Source organism: Frankia sp. AvcI1, from assembly GCF_001420875.1.
Taxonomy (GTDB): Bacteria; Actinomycetota; Actinomycetes; order Frankiales; family Frankiaceae; genus Frankia; species Frankia alni.
In genome coordinates this window covers 102283-118702 of sequence record NZ_LJFZ01000020.1, presented here as the reverse complement: position 1 = coordinate 118702, position 16420 = coordinate 102283, and the positions used below count along the sequence as shown (strand labels likewise).

Here is a 16420-nt window from a genome sequence, read left to right as displayed (position 1 = left end):
ACACACGCAGGACGGGGACGACTCGCTTGATGNCCTGGTCCGAGGGGCCGCTGACTGGGCAGCCTGCGAGGGCAAACGGTTCCGCGCTCTTCTCGGCGCCGGGAGTGGCGACCCGGACGGAGACCGCCGGATACTCGTTCGCCGGGCCGTCCTCAGCTGCGCTCCGCTGGCCTGCGTCTACGGTGCATGGCTGCAATGGCTCAGTGCCCCAGGGAATGCTGACGTTCCCGTTGTGCTGCGTATTCTCGCACTGTATGCCTCCGATGTGGGCGTCGGTCACCCAGGCGCATCCCGAGGAAGTGCCTACCTTGATCTTTTGCGCCGGTTACGGNTCGCCGAGAACGCCGTGCCGACGGTGCGGTTAGCCGGTGACCGGCGCATCACCGAGGCGGCATTCCGCCTTCCGGCGCTGTTGCTGGCGATGAGCAGGCGGCCGGACGACTTCCGGGGGGAAATCCTCGGGGCCGACCTGTGCTTGCGCACGGTCGGCCTGTTGCCGGCGCTGACGATGGTCAGGGATGTCCTACCGACGGCGGCGGACTGGGACGCGGTCGATCCGGGCAAGGAACGCGGAGTCGGAGACCCGGCGCCGACCGAGCAGTGCCGCACGGTGGTGGACGAGCTGACAACGGAGGAGGGTGTCCAGGTAGCCGACGCCGTGCGCCGGGGTCTCGGCTGGACGATGGCTGCGCTGCGTGACTGGTCGGGCGCGCTCCATGCCGGGCTGGTGGCAGCCGGGGACCCGGCTTTCGAAATGTCGGAGCTGCTGCGGCTGCGGGCACGCGAAGGCGCGGTCTATCACCATCAGTTCACCCTGGAAGACAGGCCGCTCGCCGTCTGGCTGGCGGAGTGTCGGACGGACCCGGGGCCGCTGCTCGACGTCCTGGCCCGCAGCACGCTGGTCAGGCCCGGGCGTTCGGAGGNCAGCCCGCTTGTGCGGGGGCTGGTGGGCCAGCGGGGGCCGATGTTCCGGGTCTTCTCGCCGGAAGACCTGACCGTCATCCGGCGGTGGATCGACTCGCTGCCAGTCAGCCCGCCCGCGGACTCGGTGGCCCCGGGTACGGCCCCGCCCGCTGCCGGCGCTGCCGGTGGGGGTTCTCCGGCCGCCCAGGGCACGAGTACCGACGGTGCTCTGGCTGGTGTGGCCGGTGCGCTTGCGGCTGGAGCGCGATTGCCGGGCCGCGCGCCGGCTGGCGTGCGCGAGGCGTACCACCTGCTGATGCGTCGTAACGACACTCCGGCGCTGCGCTNCTGGGCCAGGCAGTACGTGGCGGGCTGGCTGGCGCGTTCTCGCTACCGCATGGATCGCGGAGTGCTGCAGCTGCCGAAGCACTGGGACCGTGAGGGTCTGNGGCCCTGGCTACAGATCCAGCACGACCGTCACGGGGCCGAGTTCGAGCGGAACGCGGCGATCCCGCTGCCCTCCCGGGAGGCCGTCGTCGACGACACCGTACAGACGGCGCCGCTGACTCTGATCGACGGCAGTTGGCTGCAGGGGTTCACCGATCACGAGCAGGCCTCTTCCGGGATCGGACACTCGCTCTTCGAAACGTACTGGGACGAACTCGGTAACGGCGAGCCGCGGTTGAACCATATGCTGATCTACCGCGACGTTCTTCGGGAGATGGGCGTCGAGCTGCCGCCGACGGCCTCGCGGGAGTTCGCCCGGTGGCCCGGACTCCGGGACGAGTCGTTCGAACTGCCGGTGTATTGGCTCTGCATCGGACGCTTCCCAAGGACGCTCATGCCGGAGCTGTTGGGATTGAACCTGGCGATGGAGTTGTCCGGGGTAGGTGGGTCGTACCGCAGGGCGCGGATGGCCTTGAAGGAGTACGGCTTCAGTACCCGCTTCGTGGACATCCACAACACCATCGACAACGTCGCGACCGGACATTCTGCGTGGGCGGCGGACGCGGTGGACACGCTGTTGGNTGCNCTCCCCGACGCGCCTGGCCCCGGGGGTCGGGCAGGGATCTGGGAGCGGGTGCGTGTGGGCTACCGGTCACTGAATNCGCCCAGCGGGCTGGGCGCGCGGATGGCTGCCCGGAGCGGCCGGCTCGCGGGGAGACGTTGGCGACGCGGGGCACAGCAGGACATGCGCGCGGACCTTTGACAGCAAGTGGACGTCTGTTTGGAGAGATAGCCGTAAACATCCACCCGGTCGCGCGCGGGCGTGGCCCTGTTCGGGCGGAGGAATGACAGCGGTGTCTGACCTGGTTCTCGGAATCTCGGCCTTTTACCACGACAGCGCGGCCGCGCTGGTAGCCGACGGTGTGGCGGTCGCGGCGGCTCAGGAGGAACGCTTCAGTAGAAATCGTCACGACTCGTCGTTCCCCTCGCGCGCCGTCGAGTACTGCCTGGACGAGCAGGGCGTGAGCTTGGACGACATCTCCGTGGTCGCCTATTACGAGGACCCACGGCTGAAGTTCCGCCGGGTACTGTCCACCTTCGCGGGCGCCGCGCCCATGGGCTTCGCTTCCTTTCGGGAGACCCTGCCTGCATGGATCATGCGCGGGGGCAGGCTGCACACCGCGGACACAGTGCGCGGCGAGCTCGCGGCACTGGGACGGGGCAAGGTGCCGGAGCTTTCCGTGCGCCGCCACCACGAGTCACATGCCGTTTCGGCCTTCTTTCCCAGTCCCTATGAATCCGCGGCAGTGTTGTGCATCGACGGCGTCGGTGAATGGGCTACGACGACGCTGTGGCACGGTCGCGACACCGAGTTGCGACCCGTTGCGGAGCTGCGCTTCCCGCATTCTCTGGGGCTTTTGTACTCGGCGTTCACCTACTTCTGCGGTTTCAAGGTCGACTCGGGCGAGTACAAGCTGATGGGCCTTGCGCCGTACGGCAAGCCGCGCTACGCGGACGTCATCCGTGAGCGGCTCATTGACGTCAAGCCCGATGGCTCCTTCCGCCTTGACATGCGCCACTTCGAATATCTGCGCGGTCAGGTGATGACCGGGCGGGGCTTCGAGAAGCTCTTCGGTGGACCGCGACGCACTCCCGAAGGTCAGCTCACCGAACGAGAGTTCGATCTGGCGGCTTCCATTCAAGCGGTCACCGAGGAGGTAGTGCTCNGCCTGGCCAGGACAGCGCGTGAGCGTACCGGCGAGGCCCACCTGTGCATGGCCGGCGGCGTCGCGCTCAACTGTGTGGCCAACGGCAGGATCGTTGACGCCGGGATCTTCGATGAAGTGTGGATCCAGCCGGCCGCGGGTGACGCCGGGGGCGCTCTCGGTGCGGCCCAGGCTGTCGCCATGGAGCGTGGGGTGCGGCGCGACCACCCGCGCACGGGGCGCGACGTGATGAACGGCTCCCTGCTGGGCCCCGCGTACGAGGACGAGCAGATTTTCGCGTACCTGGAGGCCAACGNCATCCCGCACCAACGGTTGGGCAGCGACACGCTGGCCAGGGCGGTAGCGGACGAGTTGGCGGATGGGAAGATTGTCGGCTGGTTCCAGGGGCGCATGGAGTTCGGGCCGCGGGCGCTGGGCGCCAGGTCCATCGTCGGCGACCCGCGCAACCCGGCCATGCAGTCCGCAATGAACCTAAAGATTAAGTTCAGGGAGTCGTTTCGCCCGTTCGCGCCGGCCGTGCTGGCAGCCGACGCCAAGGACTACTTCGACCTGCCGCAGGAAAGCCCGTACATGCTTGTGGTCTCTCGGATCGCGGCTTCGCAGAGGCTGGAGGTCCAGGACGAAGACACATTCGGACTGGAACTACTGAAAGTGCAGCGATCCACTATCCCCGCTGTCACGCACGTCGACAGTTCGGCGCGCGTNCAGACGGTCGCGCAGCACAACAATCCGGCCTTTCACNGGTTGCTGANAGCCTTCAAGGACCGTACGGGCTGTCCGGTCCTGATCAACACGTCCTTCAATGTACGTGGAGAGCCCATCGTGAACACCCCGCACGAGGCCTACACCTGCTTCATGCGCACGGACATCGATGTGCTGGCACTGGGAAACTTCTTGCTGATGAAGAGTGCTCAGCCGGCCTGGTCGGAGGAGTCCGACTGGCGCGAGGAAATCCCGCTGGACTGAGTTCTGACGGCTCGGCGACCTTGCCTTGCCCGTGCGCTGCGCACGCTCGTCCCGAGTGCGTTAAATCCGTCCTTATCTGTTCGAGAACGGAATTTTCATGCTTTCCTTTCTGCTGCTGCCCTTCTATTACCTCTTTGTGACACCCATCGGCTTGTTGAGTCGGGTCGCAGCGGACCCCCTGTCACGTCGCTGGAAACGGAATGCGGACACCTACTGGATCCGTGTGGTTCCACCGCGGGCTCGCCGAGTGGCACACGGCGACATGTAGCCGAATGATGGGAGACGTCTATGGCCAGCCGGCTCCAGTTCGCCCGGTACTCTCTGGAGGACAGCGTCCGGGACCTGCTGAAAAAAGAGATTTCGGAACGCGTCTCGGAGACCAGACTGGACTCGGACTTCGATGCCACAATTCTCGCCGACATCGGCTCGTATCCATTGCGGCGCCACCTTCCCGATGACGTCCTCCGTGGGATCCAGACGTTTACCACGGAAGGCGGGCACGCGCTTGTCCTGTCCAATCTCCCTGCCCAGGATTTTCCCTTGACTCCGGTAAGCGGATTCGGGGACGAGGTTGGGCTCGCCATGACCAATGCGATCCACCTGGGACTCATACGCATCCTCGGTCGCATTCCATTTGCCGTCGGCTATGAGAACAGCGGGCATCTCATCCGCAATGTGGTACCCAATCCGGCGGCTGTTGGGACAACCAGCTCCTGGGGTTCCGACTCGGAGTTTTTCTGGCATTCGGATAATCCTCAGCAGCAGTTCGGCCCGATCGGCTCCGACCCGCGCCTGTACACTCCGCCCTATCTGACCTTCTTTGCCATACGTAACCAGGAGCAAGTCCCCACCGAGGTCGCGGCGCTCGATGACGTCGTGGCAGGTCTCGACGAGAAGACCCGACTCGGCCTGATGGCCGCGGAGTTCGAGGTCGGCGTGCCCTATTCCAACGACAGGGACGCCACCGGGCCGCTGATGAACACCCCTGTCCTGGAGGTCGGCCCGGACGGCCGCTACCGTGTTCGCTACGACCGCGGGACGACGGTCGGCCGCACGGATGCCGCACGCGAGACGCTGACGCGGTGGTCCGCGGCTCTGGGCGCGATGCCGTCGGTTGCATTCGTCCTCGGTACCGGTGACTTCATGATCTTCGACAATCATCGGGTGCTTCACCGTCGCAAGTCCTTCACGCCGGCGCCGGATGCGACTGCCCGCTGGCTGCGCCGCTGCTACGCGGCCTGACATGGCACAGCCTGCGCCGCATCTGTCCGGCGGGACATCTCCGCGGTCAGGATCCGGTCAAGGACCGGAGTAGGACCGCCGTCACACCACATCGCGAAAACCATCGAAGGGATTCTTATGGGCAAGTACCGGGTGGCAGTCATCGGCGGCCGGCCGGCGCCGATCGCGGGTGCCGTGGAGCTTGGAGTCGACGTGGTCCTCGTCCACGAGGAGGGCGCCTACGACGTGAGCATCGCAGAACACTGCGAGCGGATCGTGCACGCACCCATCGCCGATGGCCAAGCCATCCTCGACGTACTGAGGGCGCTGCATGAGGAGCGCCCCTTCGACCGCGTTCTGACCACCACCGAGCCGGCCGCCGAGTCCACCGGGTTCGTCGTGGACTCGCTTGGTCTGCCCGGCGTCACTGAGGCCACAGCCCGCGCGCTCAAGGACAAGGCGTTGACCCGGGAACTGCTGGACAAGCACGGGCTGAGCCCGGTGCGGTATCGCATCGTGCACAGCGCTGCCGAGGTCGCCGAGTTCCAGGCCGAGCTTGGTGACCAGATCATCGTCAAGCCGGTGGACGGTGTGGCGAGCCTGCACATTCATCCGGTGAGNGGTTCGCGGGACGCGGAGCATGCCTGGCAGGCGCTACAGGATGCGGGCATCTCCGCGGCCATCGCCGAGGAATATCTGCACGGTCCCGTCGTCAGCGTGGACTCCTTCTCGCACGCGGGACGGCACCTCGTCATCGGGTACTCCGAATACCGCATGAACGACAAGTACGTCGAGTGGGNGGTAAGCACCCCCAGCCGCTACGCCGTTCCCCAGCTCGCCGAACTCCGCGCGCTTACCCCGAAACTGCTTGACGCCGTGGGCCTAACCGAAGGTCCCTCGCACAGCGAGTTCGTNCTCACGAGCAAGGGGCCGCGCGTACTCGAATCGCACGCGCGGCTGGCTGGCAGCGGTGCGCCCGAGCTGGTACGTCGCGCATTCGGACTGAACCTGAACCGGATGTTCCTCACCGTACCGCTGGGCATCGACGAGTTGCCGGCGATTTCGCCCGAGCCGCTGGGTGGCGCCGCGGTCCGGTTTCTCACCCCGGAGCCGGGCACGATCACTGCCATCCAGGTGCCCGACGACGTGGCCGACGAGATTCGCCGGGTCCCTCAGGGCGAGGTGCCGTACGTCTTCCTGCCCTACCTGGACGAGTTCACGAACGCCGAGGTGGCGGTAGTGATCGGTAAGAACGTGGGCGAGACGGTACCGCCGTTGCTGACGGTAGCCGACTGCGTCTCCGGATATGTCATCGCCTCCGGCCGCGACGCGAACGATGCCGTGGCCAAGTGCGAGGCCGCGAACGCCAGGATCCGCATCGAGACGAGCTGACGGCCGGCCCTCTCGAGGTTCCCACTCCTCTGTTTCGCTCTGGCCGTGCCGGGCGGCTGAGTCCGAGGCCCCGGTCTCAGCCGCCGTTTCTCCCTGCCCACGGGCGTCCGGTTAGGCGGGGCGCCCTCAGTCCACTCCGACCCCTGGGATGGAATCGCCCGTGAATACGATCGCTTCTGCTGCCCCGACGGACGATCTGGCGCAGGACCCCGTCACCCGGCTGAACTCCGTCCGGCGGCTGGTGGAGGAGCAGTACACCTGCGAGCAGCCGCTCACCCGGGCCGCGCTCCACCTGATCGACTGCGCGACGGACATCGTGGCACAGCTACCGGGAGGAAATCTCGACGCCGCCCGCGGCGCGCTCAGCTCAGCCCGCGCCGCGGTGGTGTCGGCAACCTTCGCGGTTGGCCGGATCCATGACATGTCGATGCCCGGGACGGAGCGGGTATGAGCGGACACATCATCGTCCTGCACCGCTGGCGCGATCAGCACGCCCACTACGAGGACTACCTCGACCACGGCACGCACCGGGTCAGCTACGTGACCACAGAGCTGGGCATGTCCTCCGTCCCCAGCAGTGCGGCGGCTACCCGGGTGGTCCCGGCCACCGACGACCTCGACGCAGTACGGCAGGCGGTGACCGGACTAAGTGCCCGGTTCGGGGCTCCTCGGCGCGTGGTGGCACTCAACGAAGGTGATCTGGACACCGCCGCACTCGTCCGCGAATGGCTCGGCTGCGCGGGCCAGACGCCTGGCCAGCTCGCTCGTTTCCGCGACAAGCTCGTCATGAACCAGGTCNCCGAAGCCGCGGGAATACCCGCCCCCGCCTTCGCGGACGCGCCCGACGAGACGGNGGTCCGGGAGTTCGCCGACACCCACGGCTGGNCCGTCATCGTCAAGCCCCGCCGGGGGACAGCCAGTCGGGGCGTCGTACGCCTCGACTCTGCAGCCGATCTGCCGCTGCTGCACCGAGCGCCACCGGAGCCGCGCCTGGTGCAGCAGTTCTGCGCCGACGAGATCTTCCACATCGATGGCCTGTGGACCGGCGACCGGCTCGGCCCCTGGCGGGCCTCCCGGTATGTCAGCACCTGCGTGGACTTCGCCGAGGGCCACACGCTTGGCTCGGTCGAGGTCGACGATCCCGAACTTCTGGGGCCACTGGGCGAGTTCACGGCCAGGCTCGCGGGTGCGCTGAGCTCGCAGCCCTGGGTCTTCCATCTGGAGGCGTTCGTCGGCACGTCCCCCGAGAGGTCGCCGGTGATCCGGTTTCTGGAGGCGGGCTGTCGAGTCGGAGGGGCGGAGATCCCCTTCGTCTGGCGAGAGGTGCACGGCGTCGACCTGATGCGCGCCGCCGCGGATATCCAGCTCGGTCGTCGCCCGGAACTTCCCGTGCCGTCCCGTTGGCNTACGGGTGGCTGGCTGCTGGTGCCGTCCCCGGTCCCGGCGCCCTGCCGCGTGATCTCCTGGGATCTTCCCGGGCCGCTGGGCTCTGGTGAAGGTCCGTACGCGTCCGTGATCCCCACGGTCGGCCAGGTGATCCCGCGCGTGGGCGGATATGAGCACGTCGGCGCCCGGTTCCGGTTCCGTGGCGACTCCAGCAGCGACGTGGAGAAGGCCGTCGCCGCCACCGCCGCCCGGTTCCGCCTGGAGTGCGAGCCTGACATGCCGTTCCTGGTCGGAGGAGGACGCACAGTGCGCGGATCGAACCGATGATCACCCGGCCGGCCGCCACGCCCGCCTTCCTCGTACTGGAGGACGGCCGCACCTTTCGCGGCCGAGCCTACGGCGCGGTGGGAAAGACCTTCGGGGAGGCGGTGTTCTCCACCGGCATGACCGGCTATCAGGAGACGCTGACCGACCCCTCGTACCACCGCCAGGTCGTCGTCATGACTGCTCCGCACGTCGGAAACACCGGAGTCAACGACGACGACNCCGAGTCGTCCCGCATCTGGGTGGCGGGCTACGTCGTACGTGACCCTGCCCGCGTCTCGTCCAACTGGCGCGCGCGGNGCTCCCTCGACGACGAACTGGCCGCCCAGGGCGTCGTCGGTATCAGTGGCATTGACACCCGCGCGCTCACCCGACACCTGCGTGAACGCGGCGTGATGCGGGTGGGCATCTTCTCCGGCTCCGCGCTCGCCGGTGGCTCTACCGAGAGCCCGATCGATGCGGGCACCCTGCTCGCCGAGGTCCGCCGGGCACCCGAGATGACCGGCGCCGACCTGGTCGGTCAGGTCACCACCACGCAGCCGTATGTCGTCCCCGCCGTCGGCACCAGGCGGTTCACGGTCGCCGCGATCGACCTCGGTATCAAGGGAACGACCTCGCACCGCATGGCCGAGCGCGGCATCGAGGTGCATGTGCTGNCGGCCGATGNCACGGTCGAGGACGTCTACACGGTCGTCCCCGACGGGGTGTTTCTGCCCAACGGTCCAGGAGATCCCGGCACGGCCGATCTCACCGTCATCCGGGCCGTCCTCGAACGTGGCACCCCGCTGTTCGGCATCTGCCTCGGTAACCAACTCCTCGGCAGAGCGCTTGGCTTCAGTACGTACAAGCTCAAATACGGCCATCGTGGCATCAATCAGCCGGTCCAGGACCGTTCCACCAGCAAGATCGAGATCACCGCGCACAACCACGGCTTCGCCGTCGAAGCCCCTCTCGACGCGGTGAGCGGCACACCGTACGGTCGCGTCGAGGTCAGCCACGTCTGCCTCAACGACGATGTGGTCGAGGGCCTGNGGCTGCTCGACCGGCCGGCGTTCAGCGTCCAGTACCACCCCGAGGCGGCCGCGGGTCCGCACGACGCCGTGCATCTTTTCGACCGCTTCGTCTCCCTCATGGAGAGCCAGCGTGCCTAGACGCACCGATATCCAGTCCGTTCTGGTCATCGGCTCCGGCCCGATCGTCATCGGCCAGGCAGCCGAGTTCGACTACTCCGGCACCCAGGCGTGCCGCGTGCTGAAGTCCGAGGGTCTGCGGGTCATCCTGGTCAACTCCAACCCGGNCACGATCATGACCGATCCGGAGATCGCCGATGCCACCTACGTCGAGCCGATCACCCCGGAGTTCGTCGGCAGGATCATTGCCCGGGAGCGGCCCGACGCGCTGCTGCCCACCCTCGGTGGCCAGACCGCGCTCAACACCGCGATCGCCCTGCACGAGAGCGGCATACTCGTGAAGTACGGCGTCGAACTGATCGGCGCCAACGTCGAGGCCATTCACAAGGGCGAGAATCGCGAGCGGTTCAAGGCCGTTGTCGAGGCCGTCCGGCGGAAGATCGGGCACGGTGAATCGGCCTGCTCGGTTCTCTGCCACTCCATGGACGACGTGCTCGTCGGCGTCGACACGCTCGGCGGTTACCCGGTCGTGGTCCGCCCCTCCTTCACCATGGGTGGTGCCGGCTCCGGTTTTGCCCACGACGAGGAGGAACTGCGTCGTATCGCCGGGCAGGGTCTCACTCTGTCGCCGACCAGCGAGGTACTGCTGGAGGAGTCCATCCTGGGCTGGAAGGAGTACGAGCTGGAGCTGATGCGTGACAGGAACGACAACGTCGTGGTGGTCTGCTCCATCGAGAACGTCGATCCGCTGGGCGTGCACACTGGTGACTCCATCACGGTGGCGCCCGCGATGACGCTGACCGACCGCGAATACCAGATCCTTCGCGACATCGGCATTGCTGTGATGCGCGAGGTCGGGGTGGATACCGGCGGCTGCAACATCCAGTTCGCTGTCAACCCGGATGACGGCCGAGTTATCGTAATCGAGATGAACCCCCGGGGATCGCGATCCTCCGCGCTCGCATCCAAGGCCACCGGCTTCCCGATCGCCAAGATCGCTGCGAGGCTCGCCNTCGGTTACACTCTGGACGAGATCCCCAACGACATCACCAAGCAGACCCTGGCATCCTTCGAACCCACCCTCGACTACGTCGTGGTGAAGGTGCCGCGTTTCGCCTTCGAGAAGTTCCCGGCCGCTGACGCCACTCTCACCACTGCCATGAAGTCGGTCGGCGAAGCCATGGNCATCGGCCGCAACTTCGCCGAGGCGTTGAACAAGGCACTGCGGTCGCTGGAGAAGGAAGGCTCGCAGTTCGACTTCGTCACCGCGCCCGGCGACAAGGACGACCTGCTCGCCAGGGCCGCGGTGCCCACCGATGGCCGGATCAACACTGTCATGGCGGCCATCCGCGCGGGGGCCGACTCTCAGGAGATCTTCGATGTCACGAAGATCGACCCCTGGTTCGTGGATCAGCTTTTCCTGATCAAGGAATACGCGGACGAGCTGGCCGAGGCCGACCGGCTCGACCCGGACCTGCTCGCCGGTGTCAAGCGGCACGGCTTCTCCGACGTCCAGATCGCCGGCATCCGGGGTCTGNGCGAGGAGGTCGTCNGCGAGGCCAGGCACGCGCTCGACCTCCGCCCCGTTTACAAGACCGTCGACACCTGCGCCGCCGAATTCGCCGCCAGTACCCCGTACTTCTACTCCTGCTATGACGAGGAGTCCGAGGTAGCGGCGCGCGAGAATCCCGCTGTGATCATCCTGGGTTCCGGCCCCAACCGCATCGGTCAGGGCATCGAGTTCGACTACTCCTGCGTGCACGCTTCCTTCGCGCTGCACGACGCCGGCTACGAGACCGTGATGGTGAACTGCAACCCGGAAACCGTGTCCACCGACTACGACACCTCCGACCGGCTCTACTTCGAGCCGCTGACTCTGGAGGACGTTCTGGAGATCGTGCACGCCGAGACGCAGGCCGGCCCGGTCGCCGGCGTCATCGTGCAGCTCGGTGGCCAGACCCCGCTGGGCCTCGCCCAGGCACTCAAGGACAACGGCGTGCCCATCGTCGGTACCCAACCCGAGGCCATCCACCTCGCCGAGGACCGCGGTGCCTTCGGCCAAGTGCTCGCCGAAGCGGGCCTGCCCGCGCCCAAGCACGGCACCGCCACATCGTTTCCCGGTGCCAAGGCCATCNCCGACGAGATCGGCTACCCCGTTCTCGTCCGCCCCTCCTACGTGCTCGGTGGACGCGGCATGGAGGTCATAGACGACGAGACACGCATGNCCTCGTACATCGCCGAGTCCACCGAGATCGGCCTGAACCGTCCAGTGCTGGTCGACCGGTTCCTGGACGACGCGATCGAGATCGACGTGGACGCGCTCTATGACGGCCGTGAGCTGTATCTCGGCGGTGTGATGGAACATATCGAGGAGGCCGGCATCCACTCCGGCGACTCGGCGTGTGTGCTGCCGCCGATCACTTTGGGTGAGCATGACATCAAGCGGCTGCGGGCCTTCACCGAGGCCATCGCGCTCGGAGTCGGCGTACGCGGCCTGATCAACATCCAGTTCGCGCTGGCTGGGGACATCCTTTATGTGCTGGAGGCCAACCCGCGCGCGTCGCGAACCGTACCGTTCACATCCAAGGCGACCGCGGTTCCGCTGGCCAAGGCCGCTGCCAGGATCTCGCTGGGCACGACCATCGCCGCACTGCGCGTGGAGGGCCTGTTGCCGCCCTCCGGCGACGGCGGCACGCTGCCGCTGGACACGCCGATCTCGGTGAAGGAGGCGGTGCTGCCCTGGCATCGGTTCCGTGATCCGCAAGGCCGCGGCGTCGACACCGTCCTCGGCCCCGAGATGCGCTCCACCGGCGAAGTCATGGGCATCGACACGGCCTTCGGCACCGCCTACGCCAAGTCGCAGGCCGGTGCCTACGGGGCGCTGCCCGTCAAGGGGCGCGCCTTCGTCTCGGTCTCCGCCCGCGACAAACGAGCGTTGATCTTTCCCGCACGTGAACTGATCGCCCACGGTTTCGAGCTGCTGGCCACCTCCGGCACCGCGGAGATCCTGCGGCGTCACGGGATCGAGGCGCGGGTGGTCCGCAAACAGAGCGAAGGCCCGGGGCCGGACGGCGAACCCACCATTCTGACGCTGATACAGAGGGGCGAGGTCGACCTCATCATCAACACGCCGTCCGGCGCCGAAGGGCGGCGCGACGGCCACGGTATTCGCGCCGTCGCCNCTGCCCGGGGGGTGCCGTGCCTGACTACCATGCAGGCGCTGACCGCGGCCGTCCAGGGCATTGGTGCCATCGCTCACGGTGACATTGATGTGCGTTCGCTTCAGGAATACGGACAGCAGCTGGACGCGGCACGGTGAGGGGTTCCGCCACGGGCGGCGGAGGAAGGGTCGTCGCGAGAAGTGCCTGACCGCCGGGATCCGGCCTGTGCGCAGGCGGGCCGGCATGCCGAACCCACGGCGGGGATCATCGGTTCCCCGTCGGGGCCCTCCTCCCCGGCGCGATGTCGGTCGGTCGGACTGCGGCTGCGGAGTCGACGGCGACGCGCAGGGCGTCGACCTCGCGTCGAATCCCGCCCGCGGGGGCGCCGTCGAGAATCGAACGCATGAGGGCCGACGCCACGACAACACCGTCTGCCACGCTTGCGACCGTGGCCGCCTGTTCGGGGGTCGAGACACCGAAACCCACCAGTACGGGCATCATGGTGGCGTCTCGGACACCCTGCACCGTCCCGACGATCGAGTCCGATACGGTGTCGCGCACGCCGGTGACTCCCATGATGCTGACCACATACACGAAGCCCCGGCTGGTCGCCCCGATCTGCCGAACGCGGTCCGGGCTGGTCGACGGTGCGACCAGCATCGTCAGCTCGAGCCCGGCGCTCGTGGCGGAGTCGACAAGAGGGCGGACCTCGTCGACCGGGGTGTCCGCGACGATCAGTCCGGCCAGGCCCGCCTCCGCCAGCCGGTGGCAGAAATCGTCGTATCCGTGCCGCCGGGCAATGTTGCTGTAGGTCATGACGATCAGCGGGACCTCGGCGCGGAAGCCGGCCAGCTCGTCGAGCAGCCCCCCGACGGTGCTGCCTCGAACCAGTGCCCGTGACGAGGCTGCCTGGATGATGGGGCCGTCCAGCATGGGGTCCGAGAACGGCAACCCGATCTCGACCGCGTCCGCGCCACCGTCCTGAGCGGCGGCCACGTAGTCGAGCCAACTTTCCGTGATCCCCGCGGTGACGTACGGTACGAGGCACTTGCCGCCCACGTCCCGCCGCGCTTGCATGGCGCGCTCGACGGCGCCGAACCCGGCAGGGTGGGGGGTGGTCACACGAGCCTCCTCAGTTGTTCGGCGTCCTTGTCGCCCCGTCCGGACAGGGTCATCAGGACCGTCGATCCATACGGGATCTCGCCGGACTCGGCGGCCCGAATGATCCACGCGAGAGCATGGGCGGACTCGAGTGCGGGCAGGATGCCCTCGGCCCTGGCCAGCCGGACCACCGCGGAGACGACCTCCTCATCGTTCGCCGTCACATATTCGGCGCGGCCCGAGGTGCTGAGCCCGGCATGTTCGGGTCCGATTCCCGGATAGTCCAGCCCCGCCGAGATGGAGTGAGCCTCCCGGACCTGGCCGTCCTCGTCCTGGAGGATGTTCGAGTAGAAGCCGTGGAGAATACCGGGCAGGCCGTCGGTCATCGCGGCGCCTCCGGCTGCCTCCACGCCGACCAGCCTGGNCGGCGTGTCGACGAACCCGGCGAACGTCCCCGCGGCGTTCGACCCACCGCCGACACAGGCGGTCACGACGTCGGGCACGCCCTGGCGGAGGAGTCCGGCGCACTGCGCCCGCGCCTCGGTTCCGATCACTCNCTGGAACTCGCGCACCATCCACGGGTAGGGATGAGGGCCCATGGTGGATCCGATGCAGTAGTGGGCCTCGTCGACCTGCGTGACCCACTGCCGCAGCGCCTCGCTACAGGCGTCCTTNAGCGTCCGCGTGCCGCTTGTCACCGGCACCACCGTGGCGCCGAGCAGCTCCATNCGAAAGACGTTCAATGCCTGGCGCTGGATGTCCGCCTCGCCCATGTAGACGACCACGTCCAAGCCGAGAAGGGCGCCGATGGTGGCCGTCGCGACGCCGTGCTGCCCCGCGCCGGTCTCGGCGAGCAGTCGCTTCTTCCCCATCCGTTGGGCGAGGAGTCCCTGCCCCAGGACGTTGTTGATCTTGTGGGACCCGGTGTGGGCCAGATCCTCGCGCTTCAGCAGCAGGTGCACGCCGAGCTCCTCGGACAGCCGGTTCGCGGGCGTGACGGGCGTCGGGCGGCCCGCGTACACGGACAGCAGATGATCCAACTGCTGCGTGAAGCTCGGGTCCGAGCGAGCGTCACGGTAGGCGGCTTCGAGGTCCTCGCATGCCGAGACGAGTGCCTCCGGCACGTATCGCCCGCCGAACTCGCCGAAGCGTCCGGAGACTCCCGGGTCGGACATCGCCGACTCGGCGCCGAGAATGATCGTGGCTTCACGGTCCGCGAGCCTGCTCAGACCGCCGACTCGTGCGGCGGACTCGTGAATCGTGCGTCCGGTTCCTAGCGCCGGCGTCATGGCACCTCCGCCCGTCTGGCGCGGCCAGGCGCCGCGCCGCCACAGGACCAGGCCTCGCCGGCCGGGGTTGCCGCAGGCCAATGATCCAAAGTCTTCTAGAACTCTTCGACTGCTGATCGCGATCGTAGCAGCCTGCGCGTCAACACATCTAGAACTCTTGCGGGGTCGAGAGCTCGACTCCCNCCGAAGCATCTCGTCTGTGATCTGCTCGGTGGTCCGTCCGCCGGAAGCGCAGGTGTCCGACGGCGACGGCAGGCGTATTCGTGCCTGNGGGCCCGGGGACAGTGGACCGCGATCCTCCTCGAACCACACGTATCCACCCGAAGCCACTGGTGTTTGCCCTATGCACGATGGTGCGCCCGCAACGGTCTCGTGGAAGCTGGCAGGCTGCAGCATTGCCATCAGACGGAAGGGGCCCCGACTTGNCCGGCTCGCGAGTACCGAGATACCTGGAGATCAAGAGCGACCTGCTCGACCGCATCCAGCGGAAGGAGTTCACCGCGGGCCAGGCNCNCCCCTCCCAGGCATCACTGAGCCGCCACTACAGCGTCACCCTCATGACCCTTCGCCAGGCGCTNCACAGCCTGGAGAAGGACGGTCTGATCGTCCAGGCGCGGGGAAGGGGCACCTTCGTCACGCCCGGGCCGGCCGTTCTCGATCTGCGCTCCCTGAACAGCCTCGCCGCCGACATGCGGGTGCAGGGCGTCGACCTGACCACGCAGGTGCTGACCGACGGATTCCGGCCGATGACCAGGCCAGCGGCGCTGGCACTGTCCCGGGAGTACGGGGAACGCGCCCTGCGCCTCGAGCGCCTTCGTAAGATTGGTCGGCGACCCGTCGTCCACCAGGTGTCGTGGGTGCCGCTGCCCTGGGCCGAACAGCTCAGGGACGTCGACTTCAGTCAACACTCGCTCTACCAGTCCCTCCGCGGCCGGTGCTCGCTGCTGCTCGCGACGGCCGAGGAGGACTTCCAGGCCAAGCCGATGCCCAGGAACACGGCACGGGCGGCGGGAGTTCCGGGCGGCGGAGTGGCGATGGTGGCCCAGCGCACGACCTTCGACTCGGCCGGCACGCCGATTGTCTACGATCGGGCCGTGATTCTGAACGACGCGCTGCGTGTGATGGCGCGTCGGACGCAGCACGACATTCGACTGTTGTGGGCGGCCAACCCGTGACCCGGATTCGGCGGCCCGCATGAGGCGTGAGGTGCTTACCTCCTTCGCGGAAGCGACGTGGTCAGTCGTCGCACAGGCGAACGTCGCCTGAGGCTCCGGCCCGACGGCGGGGAGAACGGCGGGGCGGGCGGCGTGAGCCGGGCGCGGCGTTCCGGCATCGACCCGGTGGAGCCTGGGCTGAGTGGCCTTTCGGATCTT

8 protein-coding genes and 24 pseudogenes are annotated in these 16420 nt (G+C 67.5%); 26 read left to right on the top strand and 6 right to left on the bottom strand.

Annotated elements, in window-relative coordinates:
• Positions 1-1366 precede the first annotated feature (1366 nt).
• The 25 genes and pseudogenes from UK94_RS59475 to UK94_RS59360 all read left to right on the top strand — a co-directional run.
• Positions 1367-1931, top strand: a pseudogene (locus UK94_RS59475) (iron-containing redox enzyme family protein); the annotation flags it as partial.
• A 5-nt stretch (positions 1932-1936) separates the two neighbouring features.
• Positions 1937-2011: pseudogene (locus tag UK94_RS74485) on the top strand (hypothetical protein); the annotation flags it as partial.
• Positions 2012-2195: 184 nt separating this feature from the next.
• A pseudogene (locus tag UK94_RS59470) lies at positions 2196-3077 on the top strand (carbamoyltransferase N-terminal domain-containing protein); the annotation flags it as partial.
• Position 3078: 1 nt separating this feature from the next.
• Positions 3079-3372, top strand: a pseudogene (locus UK94_RS59465) (carbamoyltransferase N-terminal domain-containing protein); the annotation flags it as partial.
• A 17-nt stretch (positions 3373-3389) separates the two neighbouring features.
• Positions 3390-3781 (top strand): annotated as a pseudogene (locus UK94_RS59460) (carbamoyltransferase C-terminal domain-containing protein); the annotation flags it as partial.
• A 48-nt stretch (positions 3782-3829) separates the two neighbouring features.
• The coding region (locus tag UK94_RS59450) for a carbamoyltransferase C-terminal domain-containing protein (RefSeq protein ID WP_313949555.1) at positions 3830-4043 on the top strand (214 nt) is incomplete at its 5' end.
• Between the two features lie 288 nt (positions 4044-4331).
• On the top strand, positions 4332-5285 hold the full coding sequence (locus tag UK94_RS20235; RefSeq protein WP_011605804.1) for a TauD/TfdA family dioxygenase: 954 nt from the start codon (positions 4332-4334) through the stop codon (positions 5283-5285).
• Positions 5286-5402: 117 nt separating this feature from the next.
• Positions 5403-5884, top strand: a pseudogene (locus tag UK94_RS59445) (biotin carboxylase); the annotation flags it as partial.
• 1 nt (position 5885) lies between these two features.
• A pseudogene (locus UK94_RS59440) lies at positions 5886-6063 on the top strand (biotin carboxylase); the annotation flags it as partial.
• A 1-nt stretch (position 6064) separates the two neighbouring features.
• Positions 6065-6178, top strand: a pseudogene (locus tag UK94_RS59435) (hypothetical protein); the annotation flags it as partial.
• A 1-nt stretch (position 6179) separates the two neighbouring features.
• Positions 6180-6656, top strand: a pseudogene (locus UK94_RS59430) (biotin carboxylase); the annotation flags it as partial.
• Between the two features lie 160 nt (positions 6657-6816).
• Positions 6817-7107 carry a hypothetical protein gene (locus UK94_RS20225; RefSeq protein ID WP_041939555.1) on the top strand — a complete coding sequence of 97 codons (291 nt, stop codon included), beginning with the start codon at positions 6817-6819 and terminating at the stop codon, positions 7105-7107.
• A gap of 1258 nt (positions 7108-8365) precedes the next feature.
• Positions 8366-8587 (top strand): annotated as a pseudogene (locus tag UK94_RS59425) (carbamoyl-phosphate synthase domain-containing protein); the annotation flags it as partial.
• Between the two features lies 1 nt (position 8588).
• A pseudogene (locus UK94_RS59420) lies at positions 8589-8665 on the top strand (hypothetical protein); the annotation flags it as partial.
• A gap of 1 nt (position 8666) precedes the next feature.
• A pseudogene (locus UK94_RS59415) lies at positions 8667-9022 on the top strand (carbamoyl-phosphate synthase domain-containing protein); the annotation flags it as partial.
• 11 nt (positions 9023-9033) lie between these two features.
• Positions 9034-9397, top strand: a pseudogene (locus UK94_RS59410) (gamma-glutamyl-gamma-aminobutyrate hydrolase family protein); the annotation flags it as partial.
• Between the two features lies 1 nt (position 9398).
• The coding region (locus UK94_RS59405) for a hypothetical protein (RefSeq protein ID WP_235488888.1) at positions 9399-9517 on the top strand (119 nt) is incomplete at its 5' end.
• Positions 9510-9663 (top strand): annotated as a pseudogene (locus UK94_RS59400) (hypothetical protein); the annotation flags it as partial. The gene UK94_RS59405 and the pseudogene UK94_RS59400, both read left to right, overlap by 8 nt.
• Position 9664: 1 nt before the next feature.
• A pseudogene (gene carB, locus UK94_RS59395) lies at positions 9665-10508 on the top strand (carbamoyl phosphate synthase large subunit); the annotation flags it as partial.
• 1 nt (position 10509) lies between these two features.
• Positions 10510-10680, top strand: a pseudogene (locus tag UK94_RS59390) (hypothetical protein); the annotation flags it as partial.
• Position 10681: 1 nt separating this feature from the next.
• Positions 10682-11033 (top strand): annotated as a pseudogene (gene carB, locus UK94_RS59385) (carbamoyl phosphate synthase large subunit); the annotation flags it as partial.
• 16 nt (positions 11034-11049) lie between these two features.
• A pseudogene (gene carB / locus UK94_RS59375) lies at positions 11050-11630 on the top strand (carbamoyl phosphate synthase large subunit); the annotation flags it as partial.
• A 1-nt stretch (position 11631) separates the two neighbouring features.
• Positions 11632-11720, top strand: a pseudogene (locus UK94_RS59370) (hypothetical protein); the annotation flags it as partial.
• Between the two features lies 1 nt (position 11721).
• Positions 11722-12677, top strand: a pseudogene (carB, locus tag UK94_RS59365) (carbamoyl phosphate synthase large subunit); the annotation flags it as partial.
• A gap of 1 nt (position 12678) precedes the next feature.
• Positions 12679-12815: hypothetical protein (locus UK94_RS59360; RefSeq protein WP_235488886.1), on the top strand; the 137-nt coding region annotated here is incomplete at its 5' end.
• A gap of 106 nt (positions 12816-12921) precedes the next feature.
• Here the strand turns inward: UK94_RS59360 and trpA are convergent.
• The 6 genes and pseudogenes from trpA to UK94_RS59335 form a co-directional block, all read right to left on the bottom strand.
• A complete protein-coding gene (gene trpA / locus UK94_RS20205; RefSeq protein WP_200912870.1) occupies positions 12922-13779 on the bottom strand; it encodes a tryptophan synthase subunit alpha in 858 nt (285 codons plus the stop codon).
• Positions 13776-14182, bottom strand: a pseudogene (locus UK94_RS59355) (pyridoxal-phosphate dependent enzyme); the annotation flags it as partial. The pseudogene UK94_RS59355 and the gene trpA, both read right to left, overlap by 4 nt.
• A gap of 1 nt (position 14183) precedes the next feature.
• Positions 14184-14314: pseudogene (locus UK94_RS59350) on the bottom strand (tryptophan synthase subunit beta); the annotation flags it as partial.
• A gap of 1 nt (position 14315) precedes the next feature.
• Positions 14316-14432, bottom strand: a pseudogene (locus UK94_RS59345) (tryptophan synthase subunit beta); the annotation flags it as partial.
• Position 14433: 1 nt separating this feature from the next.
• Positions 14434-14486, bottom strand: a pseudogene (locus UK94_RS59340) (hypothetical protein); the annotation flags it as partial.
• A 1-nt stretch (position 14487) separates the two neighbouring features.
• Positions 14488-14933, bottom strand: a 446-nt coding sequence (locus UK94_RS59335) for a pyridoxal-phosphate dependent enzyme (protein ID WP_235488883.1), incomplete at its 3' end; no start/stop codon positions are given.
• A 692-nt stretch (positions 14934-15625) separates the two neighbouring features.
• On the opposite strand from UK94_RS59335, the gene UK94_RS20195 reads away from it, so the two are divergent.
• On the top strand, positions 15626-16222 hold a 597-nt coding region (locus UK94_RS20195; RefSeq protein WP_235488846.1), incomplete at its 5' end, for a GntR family transcriptional regulator.
• Positions 16223-16420: the final 198 nt, after the last annotated feature.

What these genes read in the sequence shown, in the direction of transcription:
- UK94_RS20235 (WP_011605804.1), top strand. Translation starts at nt 4,332, where the DNA reads ATGGCCAGCCGGCTCCAGTTCGCCCGGTACTCTCTGGAGGACAGCGTC.